Genomic DNA, 16,004 nt, shown 5'->3' on the forward strand with positions numbered 1-16,004 from the left:
GAAGCTGAAGGAGAAGGAAGACTGTCTGTAATCAAAGCTGATCTTATCTGTTATGCTGTATATCCTTTGAAAGTGGGGAGCCTTTCATCCCCGGCAGCATACGTTGATTGGCCACCTGCAGGTCCGTCAGGTATACCGGCGGCAAAAAGAACTGGTTGCGGATGTCTCCGGATAGAAAGCGTTAAAACCATTAATCCCGCCAAACAACATCAGGCCGTCTTTCGTCTGCAGATAGGCATTCGCTTCAAATTCCAGTCCTTGTAACCCATCATGGTTTATACTTTTTATAATGCTGTGTGTCCGGATTGTAACACACAATACCATCTGAGGTAGATCCAGAAATTGCCGGTTTTATCTTCTGTGATTCCTTTTATGAAACTGTTCCCAGTCCGCCGGCATGTGTATACAATTCAAATTCATTATGCAATTCATGGAAGCGGTACAATCCGGATTGTCCTACCCATACCCGTCCTTTGGAATCTGTAAACAGTACCCGTAAATCCGGCAGTTTTTCCGTTTTCCTAAAATAATAATCCAGCTTCTCTTCTGTCAGGTTATAACGGGTCAATGCGCCATCGTCTGATCCGATCCAAAGGCGCGCTTTTCCATCTTCCATCAGCGACACTATATTGTTAGCATGCAGCGGAAGGCCGTAACTTCCCAAAAAGCGTGAGAACTGATGGTTTTGGGATTATACATATTTAGTCCACCGTAATAAGTGGCTATCACAGACAGCCTTTGCTGTCTTCCAGTATTTTCTGCACATAATTGGAAGTGATACTCTTTTTATCGGCAGGATTGTTCAGGAAGCGGGTAAATGTTTCGGTACCCGGATGGTATAGATTTAATCCTCCTCCCATGTGCCTACCCATATATTGCCCTTACTGTCTTCTGTAATTGCGAGCACCTCATTGGATCCGAGGGTGTTTTTATTAAAAGCGTCGTACTGGTAATGCCGGAATGTTCCGGTCTTACGGTCAAACCTATTCAGGCCTCCGCCGTCTGTGCCTATCCAGATAAACCCTTTACTATCTTCACAAATGCCTTGACGTCATTATAACTCAGGCTGTTCTGTTTCATTTGCTGCTGATACAACCTGAACTTTTCCGCACCGGGTACATATATATTAATACCTCCCCGATGTGTTCCTACCCATATAATGCCCTGTCTGTCTTCAAAAAGGGCAGACACTGTGCGTTGAGACAAACTTTTGGGCGATTCCGGTTCATTCTGATAGTGATAAAACGAGTTGTCGTTGGGGTTCAGCAGGTTCAATCCGCCATTGATTCCTCCCACCCAGACATTTCCTTTATGGTCACAAAGCGTTGCCCGGACCTGATTGGTAGATAAGCTGGCGGGATCCTGCTCCTGATGATGATAAGTCTGGTACGTGCCACTATCAGGATTATAACAGATCACTCCATCTCCTGCTGTTCCCATCCAAAGGTTTCCCTTTTTGTCGGTGCTGAGTGTCCGGAGCGCCGTAGTCTCCTGATAGGCACCCGGAGCAATAAAATTTCTGCTGAGGGGTCAAATGCAGCCAGTCCATTATCTGTAGCCAGCCATAAACGTCCTTTGGCGTCTTCACATAGCGCATTTATCCTATCATCTTCCTGCCGCCGGTGTGGGCTCATCCGGTAAGCCGAAAATGTTCCTGATGCCTGATTATACAGATTCAGGCCTCCCCCGTCAGTACCTACCCATAAATGGTGCTGCCTGTCTTCATAGAGACAGGTCACATGATTATATCCCAGAGAGGTGGTATCGTCCTGCATACTCAGAAAACGGGTAAAGCTATTTTTTCCGGCGTCAAGACGGTTCAATCCATTCAGGGTTCCTACCCAGATGGCACCTTTACTATCCTCATAAATACACCTGATATAGTTATCGCTGATACTGCTACTGTCAGCAGCACTGTATCTGTAAGTAATGATCTGGTAACCATCATATTTATTGAGTCCATCCCGGGTACCAAACCACATGAAGCCTCTGCTATCCTGAAAAATGGTCTCAATGGTACTGTTGGATAAACCCTGTTCATTGGTCAGGTGTCGGAAATGGAGATCTGGTGCCTGAGAAAATACCGGATTCATTGTCAGTAACAATACCGGCAAAAAGGCACAGCGAAAGAACACTGCATAACGTGTCAGGCAATGATCAGAAAAGCGGAAATACGCCCGGGATAAAGCGTGGAACATACACACAGAATCAAAATTAGATCAATAGAAACAAAAAAATGTCTGATAGAATAACAGCCCCGAGGCCATCTATTTTACTTTGCGAACCTAAAATACGGCCAAAATAAAAAATGCCACGATGAAAATTACAAAACGGGGATTCCACGGTATCATCTATCTTATTGTTGCCTTGCTAGCCGGACTGTCAGCATCAGCCCAGCAAACTGTCAGGGGGACACTCCGGTCAGCCGCCGGAGAAGCTATTCCGGGGGCAACTATTGCAGTTAAAAAAGCAGGCACTGTCGCCATTGCCGATTCGGCTGGCCATTTTTCTATCAAAGCGTTGACAGGCGATACCCTTGTCGTGAGCTTTGTGGGTTTTAAACGACAGGAAGTCAGGGTACCTTCCTCTCTATCCTTAAATATCATTCTTCAGGAGTCTGTATCGACCCTCAGCGACGTAGTCGTGATCGGTTATGGTACCCGGGCTCAGAAAGACCTGACCGGTTCCATTGCAACTGTTAGTTCGAAAGACTTCCAGCAGGGAGCCATCACCACACCTGATCAACTGGTGACCGGCAAGGTGGCCGGTGTGGTCATTACCCCCAATAGTGGGGCACCCGGTGCAGGCGGTACCATCCGTATCAGGGAGGTACTTCTCTCAATGCGAGTAACAACCCGCTGATTGTGGTAGACGGGGTACCGCTGACCAGCGAAGGGGTATCTGGCGTCGCCAATCCGCTCAGCCTTATCAATCCGAATGACATCGAGTCATTCAATATTCTGAAAGACGCCTCCGCCACCGCTATTTATGGTAACAGGGCTTCTAACGGGGTGATCATTATTACCACTAAAAGTGGTTCTTCCGGCAAACTGAAGGTCACTTTTAATACCGTCCTTTCTGAATCTGTCAGAAGAAACGAAATCGGCGTCCTGAACGGTGACCAGTTCCGTAACCTGATCGCGCAGAAGGGGAATGACGAAGAAAAGTCACTTGTGGGTACCGCGAACACTGACTGGCAGGACCAGATCTTCCAGAAAGCCTTTGGAGGGGACTATAACCTTGGGCTCTCCGGCGGTATCAGACACCTGCCTTACCGTCTGTCTATCGGACATACCTATCAGGATGGTATCCTGAAAACCAGCAATATTAAAAGAACTTCAGCTTCCCTGAACCTGAATCCGACCTTCTTTGACAATACGCTGAAGGTTACTATTAACCTAAAAGGAGTTTATCAAAAGTCCCGTTTTGCCAACGAAGGTGCAATTGGGGCAGCCATCGGCTTTGATCCTACCCAGCCGGTATATGCCAGCAATAAGTATGGTAATTTCTTTGAATGGCTGAATGCATCTACTGGTATTCCGATTGAACTGGCCACTAAAAATCCGCTGGGTCAGCTGTTGTTAAATTCCAGTCTAAGCGACGTATACAGAAGCATCGGTAATATCAAAGTAGATTATAAATTGCCTTTCCTGCCCGCGCTGACCGCTACTGCCAATGCCGGCTATGATATTTCCAAAACGGAAGGAAACGGCTTTGTACCCGCCTATGCCGCCCTCTCCTACCAACGGGGTGGTTCCATGACGGAGTACTCTCAACGGAGAAAAGACAAACTCTTTGATTTCTACCTGACCTATAACAAGGAATTGAAGGAGCTGGCCAGTAAGTTCGATGTCACTGCCGGCTATTCCTATCAGGATTTCTTCAGGGGAAGCCCTGCCTATCCGGTAAGAAACGCCCATGGCGATGTAATTAACATCCCGGTGGCAGATTCCAGTCGCAATACGCTGGTTTCTTTCTTCGCCCGCGCCAACTATACTTTATTGGATCGCTATCTGCTGACAGCCTCTTTCCGTCGGGACGGTTCGTCCCGCTTCGGACCGGCTAATCACTGGGGAGACTTCTCCTCCATCGCACTGGCATGGAGGATCAAAGAAGAAAGTTTCCTGAAAAACGCCGATCTCTTCTCCGATCTGAAAGTACGCGTAGGCTACGGCGTAACCGGTAATCAGGATATAGGTCTGGCTTATCCGTTCCTCCCGATCTACACACAGGGCGCCAACAACGTGCAATATCCGTTCGGCAACGGGGCTTATTATACCTACCGTGCAGAAGCTTATGACCCCAATATCAGATGGGAACAGACGGCTGCATGGAACGCAGGTCTGGATTACGGCTTCCTGCACAACAGAATCACCGGTACACTCGATTTCTACTATAAGAAGACCAAAGACCTGCTGGCAGATATTCCTACCGCTGCCGGTGCGAATCTTAGTAACCACGTGCTGACCAATGTCGGCAATATTGAAAGTAAAGGTGTCGAACTGGCTATCAATGCCACCATTATCGAAAAGCAAAAACTGAACTGGAAAGCCGGCTTCAACATCAGCTATAATCAGAACAAGATCCTGAAATTGTCTAATGTCTCCGATTCCAGTTCCGAAGGCATTCTTACCGGCGGCATCTCCGGTGGTACGGGCAACAGCATTCAGATCAATACAGTTGGTTATGCACCGCAGACCTTCTATGTATATAAACAAGTGTATGGCCCAGATGGGCGTCCTGTAGAAGGTGTATACGAGAAACCCGGAGAAGGCAGTAACATGTTTTACAGATACAAATCTGCGAATCCTAAACTGACGATGGGTTTTACTTCTCAGTTCAATTACGACAACTGGGATCTCTCCTTCGTATTACGCAGCAATATCGGCAACTATGTATACAACAATATCCGTTCTGCCGGTGGTGCTTACAACAGTATCAGAACCTCCATGGGCTACATGGGTAATGTAAACAGAGACTATCTGAACTCGGGTTTCAGTAACAGCCAGTATTCCTCTGACTACTATGTGGAAAACGCTTCTTTCCTGCGTATGGATAACCTTTCCTTAGGTTACAATTTTGGAAAGATACTGCGGAACACGGCCAGCTTACGTGTGAATGCCATTGTACAGAATGTATTTGTTGTTACAAAATACAGCGGACTTGATCCGGAGATCTTCAGTGGTATTGACAATAATCCTTATCCAAAACCACGCATCTATTCTCTCGGCATCAACATCGCTTATTAACCTTGAAAAGAAGGAATATGACTATCAAATCACTATCAATTATAACTGCCTGTGCCGCTATTATGGCGACCACGGCCTCCTGTACCAAAGACCTGAACCGGTTGCCTTATGTACAGGAAACATCTGAAACGGTGTATAAAGATCCTGTAAAGATCAAAGGTGTACTGGCAAAACTATATGGCAGTCTTTGTCTCAGCGGACAACACTATGAAGACAACAGTCTTTCTGATATCGTTACTGACAACACCGGTACAAACGTATTTCTCCGTAACTACTGGCAATTGCAGGAACTCACAACTGACGAGGCAGTCATCGGCTGGAATGACGGGGACCTGCTGAGCTTCCACAACCTGAACTTTACACCTGATGGCAAATATGTAAAGGTGCTCTATGACCGTATCTTCTTTGGTGTGGCTGCCTGTAATGAATTCCTGCGACAGACTGCTGAGGAGAAAATGAGCAGTTTTCCTGCAGATGTCGCAGCCGATATACAGGAGTATCGTTATGAAGCACGTTTCCTGCGTGCCTTCTATTACTGGACAGCGATCGATATGTATGGGAAAGTACCTTTCGTCACAGAAGCGGATCCTGTAGGCGCCTTTCAGCCTAAACAGATCTCAAGAGCGGATCTGTTCACCTATCTGGAAACAGAATTAAAAGCATTGGAGGAGCTCCTGCCTGAACCACGTACCAATGAATATGGTCGTGCAGACAAAGGAGCGGCGTGGATGCTGCTCGCTAAATTGTATCTCAATGCGAAGGTTTATACCGGCACGGAGAAAAATAGCGAGACGATCACTTATTGTAATAAGTTAATGACGAACAGTCCTTATGCACTGGCGGCGGATTATTCACAGTTATTCAAGACAGACAACGATAAAACAGCCGAGATTATCTTCCCTGTTATGGCTGATGGCGTTACTTCACAGTCTTATGGCAACACGACTTTCATCGTATTGGGTTCCATTGGTGGTTCTATGAACGTCGCCGACTATGGGGTATCCACTGCCTGGGGTGGTATGAGAACGACCAGAGCAATTGTAGATCTCTTTCCTGATCCTTTTGGCACGGTGGATAAACGCGCGATGTTCTACTCCACCGGACAAAACCTCGACATTGCTGATATCGCAAGTTTCAATGATGGCTATGCGGTGCCGAAGTTTAAAAACATCAGCTCTACTGGTCAGGCGGGTTCCGATCCTACCAGAAGATTCACCGACACAGACTTCCCGATGTTCCGTTTAGGAGACGCCTACCTGATGTATGCGGAGGCGGTTGTTCGCGGAGGTAGCGGAGGGTCTGTTGCAGAAGCCGTTAACTATGTCAATCTGTTGCGTCGCAGGGCTTATGGCAATAACAATGGTGATATCAGTGCAACACAGCTTACACTGGATTTCATTCTCGCAGAAAGAGGCAGGGAATTATACTGGGAAGCGAAAAGAAGAACTGATCTGGTACGCTTTGGTAAACTGACCAACGGCAGCTATCTGTGGCCGTTTAAAGGCGGTGTTGCTTCAGGTACAGGTGTGCAGGAGAAGTACAATGTCTTCCCGATTCCTACTACAGACAGGATCGCCAATCCTAACCTTGTTCAGAATGATGGCTATTAATATATCCAACTGTAAAATGATTGTATGAAAAGAATCTTAGCTTATCTATTACTTACGCTGCTTTTTGCTTCCTGCAAAAAGGACGAAATAAAATCCGTGTATACGCTTCCGGCGGGTACACCTTCTTTCACCAGCAGCATTACGTCCATTGTACTGGATAGTACACACCGTGATGATGTAGCGGTCAGCTTCGCGTGGTCTGCGCTTAGTTATGGTATCAGGGCTGATGTCACTTATTCGCTTGAATTCGACACCAGCAATACCATGAATCATGCCGTTACATTTGTGATGAATGCTGATACGGCTAAACATTATACTGTCGCAGAACTGAATGCGATTGCCTTACAAACAGGACTTGAAGGCAACAAGGCTGCTCCACTTTACATACGCATGAAAGGAGAAGTACGTCAGAATGGTACTGCTACCAATCCGTCTACGATACCTGCTACATATTCCGCTATTCTGGCGATCACGGTCACTGCATATGCACCGGGTAATGTAGCACTGATGTGGGTACCGGGAGAGTATCAGGGATGGAATGCTGCCACTGCTCCTACCATTGCCGACGTAGCAGGTAAAGGTGCCTATGAAGGCTATATTTACTTTCCGAATAATGCAGGCGGCAACTACACCTTTAAGATCACGACAGCACCTAACTGGAATGATCCTGCATGGGGATATGAAAGCACTACCAAAATGGTAAAAGGAGGCGGTAATCTTTACACTTCCGGAGAAGGTTATTTCTGGTAAAGCCAATGTCAATTCAAGGGACTGGAGCACGACGCTGACCAGCTGGTCACTTGTAGGCGACGCAGTGGCGAGTGACTGGGAAACAGATATTCCAATGACGTTCGATGCCACTACCGGCACATGGACTGCCAATCCGGTTGCTATCAAAGGTTCCGGTGGATTTAAGTTCAGGGCGAACAAAGGCTGGACGCTCAACTACGGTCCTACCGATGGTAAACTGGTGCAGGATGGAGGTAATATCTCTGCACCGGGCGGTGTGGCAGGCAATTACAAAGTGGTGCTGAACCTGAGTCAGGCGGGCAACTATACTTATACGCTTACGAAGTTGTAAATCAAACACTGGAATGAAAAACTGATCATAGCAACCGGTATGCTCTTAGTGGCAGTCATGGGATGCAGAAAATATGAAATGCCGGGTAATACGCCCGCTACAAATCCAATTCTGGAGACGATGGTACGCGGCGCTGATGTCAGCTGGCTTACCGAAATGGAGGCGGCAGGCATGAAATTCTACGATACTACCGGTCAACAAACGGATGGTATGCAGTGATGAAAACGTCAACATGAACGCTATCCGTTTACGGGTGTGGGTCAACCCTCCGGGCGGTTACAATAATCTTGCAGATGTATTAGCAAAAGCGACACGCGCACATGCACTCGGCATGCAGTTACTGATAGATTTCCACTACAGTGATTCATGGGCTGATCCCGGGCAGCAAACACTTCCTGCAGCATGGAGCAATCAGGACATCACCGCTTTACAAACATCTGTTTATAACCATACACACGAAGTACTGACGGCTTTAAAAGCTAAAGGTATTATCCCTGCATGGGTACAAATTGGCAACGAAACCAATAACGGCATGTTGTGGCCGCTGGGCAAGGCGTCTGAACACATGGATAACTTCGCCCTGCTGATCAACGCAGGCTATAAAGCAGTGAAGGAAATTGACAGCAATATCAAAGTCATCGTTCATCTTTCAAACGGATACGACAATGGTCTTTATAAATGGATGTTTGATGGTCTGATAGCCAATAAAGCCAACTTCGACATTATTGGTATGTCTTTGTATCCCTCTACTGTGGAATGGCAGACTCCCAATCAGCAATGCGAAGCCAACATGCGTGATATGGTGTCCCGTTACAACAAAGAGATCATGCTCTGTGAAATAGGCATGCCGGCTACATCACCGGTTGCCACGAATTACTTTATCCGTGACCTTTACACAAGAATCCATAACTTACCGGGTGGCAAAGGCCTCGGACTCTTCTATTGGGAACCACAGGCGTACAACAGATGGCAGAACTATCTGCTTGGTGCATTTGACAATACCGGCAAGCCTACATTCGCGATAGACGCCTTCAGATAATTACATAAAACTTTTCAGGATAATGATCAGACGAACAGCGTTACTGATAGCCGTATTATTGACAATGAAAGGTTTTGCACAGCGTCCTGCTGTTGACAAAACTGCTCTTGTCTATGTAGACAAAACAGGTGTATTGCGTTATACAAAAGACCAGCAAGAAGCTGTTTTCTTTGGCGTCAATTATACAGCGCCCTTCGCATATGGATACCGTTCACACAAAGCACTGGGAGCAGATCTGAAAAAGGCAATAGACGATGATGTCTATCACCTGGCGCGGCTGGGCATAGACGCTTTCCGCGTGCATGTATGGGATACGGAGATAACAGATGCACAAGGCAATCTGCTGACAAACGGGCACCTTGACCTGTTTGACTATCTCATTAGTAAACTAAAGGAAAGAAAGATCAAAATACTGCTGACACCCATTGCCTTCTGGGGAAATGGCTATCCGGAGAAAGATGAAAATACCGGTAGCTTCTCTTATATCTACGGAAAAGAAAAAGCACTGGTAAATGATACGGCGATCCGTGCACAGGAGAATTACGTAAAACAGTTCTTTGTGCATGTCAACCCTTATACCGGCATGACCTATAAGAACGATCCGGATATCATTGCGACAGAGATCAACAATGAACCACATCATAGCGGTCCGCAGGAAGGAGCAACAAACTATGTCAACAGACTCGCAGCTGCTATCAGAAGCACCGGCTGGAAAAAGCCTGTCTTCTACAATATCAGTGAATCTCCTTACTATGCCGCTGCCGTAGCAAAGGCGGATATAGATGGCGTCAGTTTCCAGTGGTATCCGACAGGACTGGTAGCTAACCGTACCCTGCAGGGCAATCTGCTGCCAAATGTTGATCATTACAGGATCCCGTTCGACACTATTCCTGCCTTTCATAACAAAGCGAGAATGGTATATGAGTTTGATGCCGGAGATGTATTGCAACCTGTCATGTATCCGGCTATGGCACGTAGCTTCAGAACAGCCGGGTTCCAGTGGGCAACACAGTTTGCCTATGATCCGATGGCGACGGCTTATGCCAATACAGAATACCAGACGCATTACCTGAATATGATCTATACGCCTGAAAAGGCGATCAGTCTGCTGATAGCAGGTAAAGTATTTCATCAGCTACCACGCAATAAAAGCTATGGTTCTTATCCGGCTGATACACTTTCGGTAATACCCGACTGAGTTATGCGCTACAACTGAGTGAGTGGAACACTGCGACGGAGTTTTATTACACCAGTCATACCAACACCACACCAATCAACAGTACACAACTGGAACACGTGGCAGGTACCGGCAACTCTCCTGCTGTACAATACAGTGGCACAGGCGCTTACTTCCTTGATAAAATAGCAGCAGGTAACTGGCGACTGGAAGTCATGCCTGATGTCATTCCGCTGGGAGATCCTTTTGAAAAGGCATCTCTTTCCAAAGAAGTACGCCGGGTACAATGGAATGATCAGGCCATCAGCATTCACCTACCGGACCTTGGTGAAGCCTTTAGTATCACACCAGTGAATGCCGGTAATCATCAGCAGCCACAGGTAACTGGTACAAGCTGCATATTGTCTCCCGGCACTTATTTACTCACCCGAAAAGGTAGTGTTACGGTTACTGCCAACAGCAGGATCAACGGCGTGATCGCGCTGAAGGAATTTGCAGCACCACAGCCGGTACGTACAACACTGGCGGTCTATCACCAGCCATTGACGGAAGTATCAGCTGGTCAACCGGCGACTATCACCGCTACCATTGCAGGCATTGATGGCAATGCGCGTGTATGGCTGGAAGGTAACCGTTTCGGCGGACAATGGTTCAAAGCAGACATGCATCCGACAGGAGCAGGCAATTATGCAGCAATACTCGCCCCGGAAATATTGCAACCCGGTTTGCTGCAATACAGACTGATCATACAGCAAGGCGATCACTACACCAGCTTTCCCGGCCGACACGAAGGAGATCCTTATGCATGGGATAACTATCAGAAGGATACATGGCAGACTTTTATAGCGGCGCCCAATGCTATGTTATCACTGCTCAATGTGGCGGATAACAAGGATCTTATCACCATCCCTGCTTACACACAAGGCGCTTATACGGCGGGTAGCAGTTCCGGTCAACTGGCGATCCGCATCGCAGGACACGGCAAAGGAACGGATACTATCACCGGTGTAAGCAGAGCCGTTGCGGCATCTATCAAAGACAGGGTATCCGGACTGAAAGCGTACAACACCATCGTGATCCGCGCAAGGGTACAGGGAGTGTCCGCCGCACAGGCCAGCATAGCACTGATCACCGCTGATGCCAGCGCCTTTGCCACTGTATTCCCACTCAAAGATACATACAGTGATATCGAAGTGCCATTGAGCAGCTTATCTGCAGACAGGGCATTGTTACTGCCAAGGCCTTATCCCGGCTTTATGCCGCTGTGGTTCAAAGCAGCACAGCAGACAGCTTTCGATATCAGCCAACTTGATAAAATAGAATTGACTAACGTACCTGCTGCGGACACCACACCATACACGATAGAAGTAGAATCCGTCTGGTTAAAAGTTAAATAGCGTATGAACAAGTGTAAAATAGCATTACTGGTTATGGTACTCATGAGTGTAAAAGGGTTGTCCCAGGCACGTCAGGAATATCTGCTGGAGAAGAACTGGAGGTTTGCCAAAGGCGACCATCCTGAGGCCTCAAAAGAGGCGTTTAATGATAAAAGCTGGGAGACAGTCCGCATACCGCACGATTGGGCTATAAAAGGCCCTTTTGACGGCAATAACGATTTACAGAAAGTACAGATCTTACAGAATGGTGAACAGGAAGCAACAATGAAGGCAGGCCGTACAGGAGGTCTGCCATTCATTGGCACCGGCTGGTACCGTTTGTCATTTTCCGTCCCGGAATTCCGTGCCGGCCAAAAAGCCGTCCTTTTGTTTGACGGCGCCATGAGCAATGCCGTCGTTTATGTCAATGGCAGAAAAGTGGGTAACTGGCCATATGGTTATAACTCTTTTTCCTTTGACATCACTTCTTTCCTGCATCCAAAGGGTCAGAATACGCTTGCTGTGCGACTGGAAAACTTTGAACAGGCATCCCGCTGGTATCCGGGTGCAGGGCTGTACCGAAATGTACACCTGATCGTTACCAACGATGCACATGTACCAGTCTGGGGTACCTACATCACCACCCCAACGATCACAAAGGAAAGTGCGGCGGTACAATTGCTGACCACTATCGACAGAAGTAATAAAAAGTCTGCGCTCAGAGTAAAAACCAATCTGCTCAATGCCGCCGGCAAGGTGGTGGCGACCGCTTCCACGCCCTTAAAAGCAGACAGCAATACCGTTACACAACAATTCGCTATTACCCAACCTGCGCTATGGTCTCCGGAAACGCCTGTAATGTACAAAGCCGTCACACAGGTATATGAAGGGACACAATTAAAAGACCAATATGAAACACCTTTCGGCATCCGTACCATTGAGTACAAAGCCGGTAAGGGTTTTCTGCTGAATGGTCAGCCGCGGAAGTTCAGAGGCGTCTGCAATCACCATGACCTTGGTCCGCTGGGAGCGGCTATCAATACCGCAGCTTTACGCAGGCAAATTCGTCTGCTCAAAGATATGGGCTGCGACGCGATCCGTACTTCACATAACATGCCTGCACCGGAACTGGTAACACTATGCGACGAAATGGGTATCATGCTGATGGTAGAATCTTTTGACGAATGGAAAGCGCCCAAAGTAAAGAATGGCTACAGTCTTTACTTTGATGAATGGGTGGAAAAGGATCTGCTGAATATGCTGCATCACTACCGGAATAATCCTTCCAACATCATGTGGAGCATCGGTAATGAAGTACCTGATCAGAGTTCTGCCAATGGTAAAGATATCGCACGTCGTCTGCAGGACATCTGTCACCGCGAAGATCCAACCCGCCCCGTAACGGCAGGCATGGACCGCTTTGATGATGCGATTAACAAAGGCTTCGCTGCCGTACTGGATATCCCGGGTTTTAATTACAAACCAGCCCGTTATCCGGAAGCACACAGTAAATTGCCACAGGGCTTCCTGATGGGTTCAGAAACGGCATCTACGGTCAGTTCAAGGGGTGTATATAAATTCCCTGTAGGCTTCTACAAAGGGAAAATGTATGACGACAATCAATGTTCCTCTTATGATTTTGAGGTCTGTTCGTGGTCTCAGGTACCTGATGATGAATTCGTACAACAGGAGGAGCTGGATTATACTATTGGTGAATTTGTATGGACCGGTTTTGACTATCTTGGTGAGCCTACACCTTATGATTCCAAATGGCCTTCTCATAGTTCCTATTTCGGCATCTTCGATCTGGCAGGTATTCCCAAAGACCGTTTTTACCTGTACAGAAGTCACTGGAATAAGCAACAGCCTACCTTACATCTGCTGCCACACTGGACATGGCCGGGCAGAGAAGGACAGGTAACTCCAGTATTCTGTTACACGAATTATCCTTCAGCAGAACTTTTTGTGAATGGCAAAAGTATGGGCAGATTAAGCAAAGACACCACTACACATCAGAGCCGTTACCGTCTGATGTGGAATGAGGTGGTCTATCAGCCGGGCACGATCCGTGTAGTAGCTTATGACAATACCGGCAAAGCTGTGGCGGAAGATAGTGTATCCACAGCTGGTACGCCACACCACATCCGGCTCGAAGCAGATAATAACGCTTTATCTGCAGATGGTAAAGACCTGTCTTATATTACAGCCAGTGTAGTTGATGAGCAGGGGAATATTTGTCCGGCGGCTAATCATCTTCTCCGGTTTGAAGTAACAGGAGCAGGTAGTTTTAAGGCAGTCGCCAATGGAGATCCTACCTGTCTGGAAGCTTTTCATTTACCACAGATGAAAACATTCAGTGGGAAGTTAGTATTTATTGTGCAGTCAGGAGAAAAGGCGGGCGATATAAAAGCGTTGGTAAAATCGGCGGGTTTACAAGCGGCCAGTTATACGATTCATGTTAAATAGCAAAATAAAAACCGCCTCAGTTACCCGAGGCGGTTTTTTATTTATTCCTTCTGCACTGTTTTTACTTTGCCAGTGCCGGATTATACAATTTTGTATTTGCTTCTTTCATCTTATCTACCGGGAACTTATCCACTTTACGGTCATAAGTCATGAAACCATTGATCTCGCCTTCTACATCGGTTGTCTGTGTATATACCGCTGCAGATAAGCCCAATGGGATCAGCTGTGCGATCCTTTGGGTAAATTCATTGTAGCGTTTGAACATATCATCTGAGGTCTTGAAAGACTGATAACCCCAGTTTTTGTTCTGCTGCCAGGTATGTCCGTCTACAGGTAAACCTAATCCACCGAACTCGCCTAATACAAGGATCTGTTTTTCACCAAACAGTTCAGGGCTTGGCATGGCGGGATGTGGATAGTTGTGCAGATCCAGAATATGGCCGGTGATGTAGAAGTTACCACCACTTGCGCTGTTTACCAGTCTGGATGGATCTTTCTTCATTGTCCACTCTGTGATCTCCACTGTTTTGAACTGACCCCATGCTTCGTTGAATGGAATCCACACGACTATACTTGGATAGTTGTGTAAGGCATCCATGATGGCGTTCCACTCTTTACGATAGTAACCTTCTGATTCAGCCGTACGGTCTTTATCAGTCTGATGATCATAAATACCCGGACGGTTTTCCCATCCGTTACCTCTATCGCCACTTGGCATATCCTGCCACAACAGGATACCGGCTTTATCGCAATAAGTATAATACGTTGCCGGCTCCACTTTAATGTGTTTGCGGATCATATTAAAGCCCATTTTCTTCAGCTGGTCGATATCATACACCATGGCTTCGTGCGTAGGAGGTGTATACAGACCGTCAGGCCACCAGCCCTGATCCAGAGGCCCATACTGGAATAAGAACTCATTATTGAGCATCATACGCTGTACACCTTTAGCATCTTTCGCCATGGAGATCTTACGCATAGCGAAATAGCTCCTGATTTCATCTACCGGTTTATTATTGCGCAGCAGTGTTACTTTCAGGTCATACAGATAAGGATTGGAAGGAGACCATAATTTCTCATTGGACATCGTAATAACAGCTGCTTCCTTTGCATTTGCCTCCTGTTGGGCAATCACTTTATTGCCTTCCAGCACTTCAATTTTCAGCTTATCGCCATCCTGCACGTTCTGTACATCTGCAGAGAGCGTAAGCGTGTGTTTATCCACATCAGGCGTTTGTCTGGTAGCCGCGATGTATGTTTTCGGAACTGCTTCCAGCCATACTGTCTGCCAGATACCGGTTACAGGTGTGTACCAGATGCCTTCTGGTTTTACGACCTGTTTACCTGCAGGCTGCGGACCGTCATCTGTCGGGTCCCATACGCGTACAGTCACTTCCTGTTTACCCCCTTTCTTCAGGAAAGGTGTGATGTTGAAGCTGAAAGGATCGTAACCACCTTCATGTTTACCCACGCTGGCGCCGTTCACAAAAACCTCTGTTTGCCAGTCTACAGCACCGAAATGCAGCAGTACTTCCTTATTCTTCATAGCAGCAGGAATATTGATCGTGGTTTTATACCACAACAAACTGTCTTTTCCAACATTGCGGCCTACACCTGACAATGCTGACTCCACAGCAAAAGGAACGAGGATGCTTCCATCATAACTGGATGGTTGCGGTTGAGACTTACCTGTAATTGCATAACTCCAGAGACCATTGAGATTTTGCCAGTTATTACTTCTAACCAGCATCGGACGTGGATACTCGGGCAAAGGTGCTTTAGGATCTACCTTTTCAGCCCATTGGGTTACAATTCTGTCTTTGATCAGATGCCACTGTTGTTGCTGGGCATTTGCTGCCGTAGCGAGACACACAGACGACAGCAGACAGGATACTAGTTTTTTCATACATGATAGATTGTAGAGGCTAAATTTAATCAAATGTTTTAAAAAGTGCCAGTCACTGATGCACAAGCAGTTCCATTTAAGTTCCATTAACATTTCGCAG

General features: G+C 46.9%; 17 protein-coding genes. 11 read left to right on the plus strand and 6 right to left on the minus strand.

The features are described from left to right. A partial coding sequence (locus tag FEF09_RS31395; protein ID WP_222596956.1) for a hypothetical protein occupies window positions 1–264 on the plus strand: 264 nt, incomplete at its 5' end. A gap of 106 nt (window positions 265–370) precedes the next feature. On the opposite strand, the gene FEF09_RS13070 is transcribed toward FEF09_RS31395, so the two are convergent. The 5 genes from FEF09_RS13070 to FEF09_RS13085 form a co-directional block, all read right to left on the minus strand. After that, complete coding sequence (locus tag FEF09_RS13070; RefSeq protein WP_146305532.1) at window positions 371–616, minus strand: hypothetical protein; 246 nt, start codon at window positions 614–616, stop codon at window positions 371–373. 109 nt (window positions 617–725) lie between these two features. Continuing rightward, the gene (locus tag FEF09_RS32985) at window positions 726–860 is read right to left on the minus strand and encodes a hypothetical protein (protein WP_261387467.1); all 135 of its coding nucleotides are present in this window, start codon (window positions 858–860) and stop codon (window positions 726–728) included. Then, a complete protein-coding gene (locus tag FEF09_RS13075) occupies window positions 845–1,042 on the minus strand; it encodes a two-component regulator propeller domain-containing protein (RefSeq protein WP_146305676.1) in 198 nt (65 codons plus the stop codon). Before FEF09_RS13075 ends, FEF09_RS32985 begins: the two co-directional genes overlap by 16 nt. Further along, window positions 1,009–1,440 carry a two-component regulator propeller domain-containing protein gene (locus FEF09_RS13080; RefSeq protein ID WP_146305533.1) on the minus strand — a complete coding sequence of 144 codons (432 nt, stop codon included), beginning with the start codon at window positions 1,438–1,440 and terminating at the stop codon, window positions 1,009–1,011. The genes FEF09_RS13075 and FEF09_RS13080 overlap by 34 nt, the downstream gene beginning before the upstream one ends. Continuing rightward, entirely contained in the window at window positions 1,416–2,198 is a 783-nt protein-coding gene (locus FEF09_RS13085) for a two-component regulator propeller domain-containing protein (protein WP_222596957.1), read from the minus strand. Before FEF09_RS13085 ends, FEF09_RS13080 begins: the two co-directional genes overlap by 25 nt. 118 nt (window positions 2,199–2,316) lie before the next feature. Between FEF09_RS13085 and FEF09_RS31400 the strand changes: the two genes are divergently transcribed. From FEF09_RS31400 to galB, 10 genes are all read left to right on the plus strand, one after another. After that, window positions 2,317–2,862 (plus strand): carboxypeptidase-like regulatory domain-containing protein, encoded by a 546-nt coding sequence (locus tag FEF09_RS31400; RefSeq protein WP_222596958.1) that lies wholly within the window; start codon window positions 2,317–2,319, stop codon window positions 2,860–2,862. Between the two features lie 2 nt (window positions 2,863–2,864). Further along, window positions 2,865–5,249: a SusC/RagA family TonB-linked outer membrane protein gene (locus FEF09_RS13090; RefSeq protein ID WP_222596959.1), complete on the plus strand. Its 2,385-nt coding sequence runs from the start codon at window positions 2,865–2,867 to the stop codon at window positions 5,247–5,249. 17 nt (window positions 5,250–5,266) lie between these two features. Then, window positions 5,267–6,859, plus strand: coding sequence for a RagB/SusD family nutrient uptake outer membrane protein (locus FEF09_RS13095; protein ID WP_146305534.1), 1,593 nt, complete (start codon window positions 5,267–5,269; stop codon window positions 6,857–6,859). A 24-nt stretch (window positions 6,860–6,883) separates the two neighbouring features. Then, window positions 6,884–7,609, plus strand: a complete 726-nt coding sequence (locus FEF09_RS13100; protein WP_146305535.1) for a SusE domain-containing protein — start codon at window positions 6,884–6,886, stop codon at window positions 7,607–7,609. A gap of 94 nt (window positions 7,610–7,703) precedes the next feature. Then, the gene (locus FEF09_RS13105; RefSeq protein ID WP_146305536.1) at window positions 7,704–7,940 is read left to right on the plus strand and encodes a hypothetical protein; all 237 of its coding nucleotides are present in this window, start codon (window positions 7,704–7,706) and stop codon (window positions 7,938–7,940) included. Window positions 7,941–7,979: 39 nt separating this feature from the next. Beyond that, complete coding sequence (locus FEF09_RS31405) at window positions 7,980–8,159, plus strand: hypothetical protein (protein WP_222596960.1); 180 nt, start codon at window positions 7,980–7,982, stop codon at window positions 8,157–8,159. 13 nt (window positions 8,160–8,172) lie between these two features. Beyond that, the gene (locus FEF09_RS13110) at window positions 8,173–8,979 is read left to right on the plus strand and encodes an arabinogalactan endo-beta-1,4-galactanase (protein ID WP_222596961.1); all 807 of its coding nucleotides are present in this window, start codon (window positions 8,173–8,175) and stop codon (window positions 8,977–8,979) included. A 22-nt stretch (window positions 8,980–9,001) separates the two neighbouring features. Next, complete coding sequence (locus FEF09_RS31410) at window positions 9,002–10,177, plus strand: cellulase family glycosylhydrolase (protein WP_222596962.1); 1,176 nt, start codon at window positions 9,002–9,004, stop codon at window positions 10,175–10,177. A 98-nt stretch (window positions 10,178–10,275) separates the two neighbouring features. Continuing rightward, a complete protein-coding gene (locus tag FEF09_RS31415; protein ID WP_222596963.1) occupies window positions 10,276–11,553 on the plus strand; it encodes a hypothetical protein in 1,278 nt (425 codons plus the stop codon). 3 nt (window positions 11,554–11,556) lie between these two features. Then, entirely contained in the window at window positions 11,557–13,998 is a 2,442-nt protein-coding gene (gene galB / locus FEF09_RS13120) for a beta-galactosidase GalB (RefSeq protein WP_146305537.1), read from the plus strand. Window positions 13,999–14,059: 61 nt separating this feature from the next. Here galB and FEF09_RS13125 read toward each other — a convergent pair whose 3' ends face one another. Continuing rightward, window positions 14,060–15,904 carry a glycoside hydrolase family 2 protein gene (locus FEF09_RS13125; protein ID WP_146305538.1) on the minus strand — a complete coding sequence of 615 codons (1,845 nt, stop codon included), beginning with the start codon at window positions 15,902–15,904 and terminating at the stop codon, window positions 14,060–14,062. Between the last annotated feature and the right edge of the window lie 100 nt (window positions 15,905–16,004).

The organism is Chitinophaga pinensis, from assembly GCF_007896845.1.
Lineage (GTDB): Bacteria > Bacteroidota > Bacteroidia > Chitinophagales > Chitinophagaceae > Chitinophaga > Chitinophaga pinensis_C.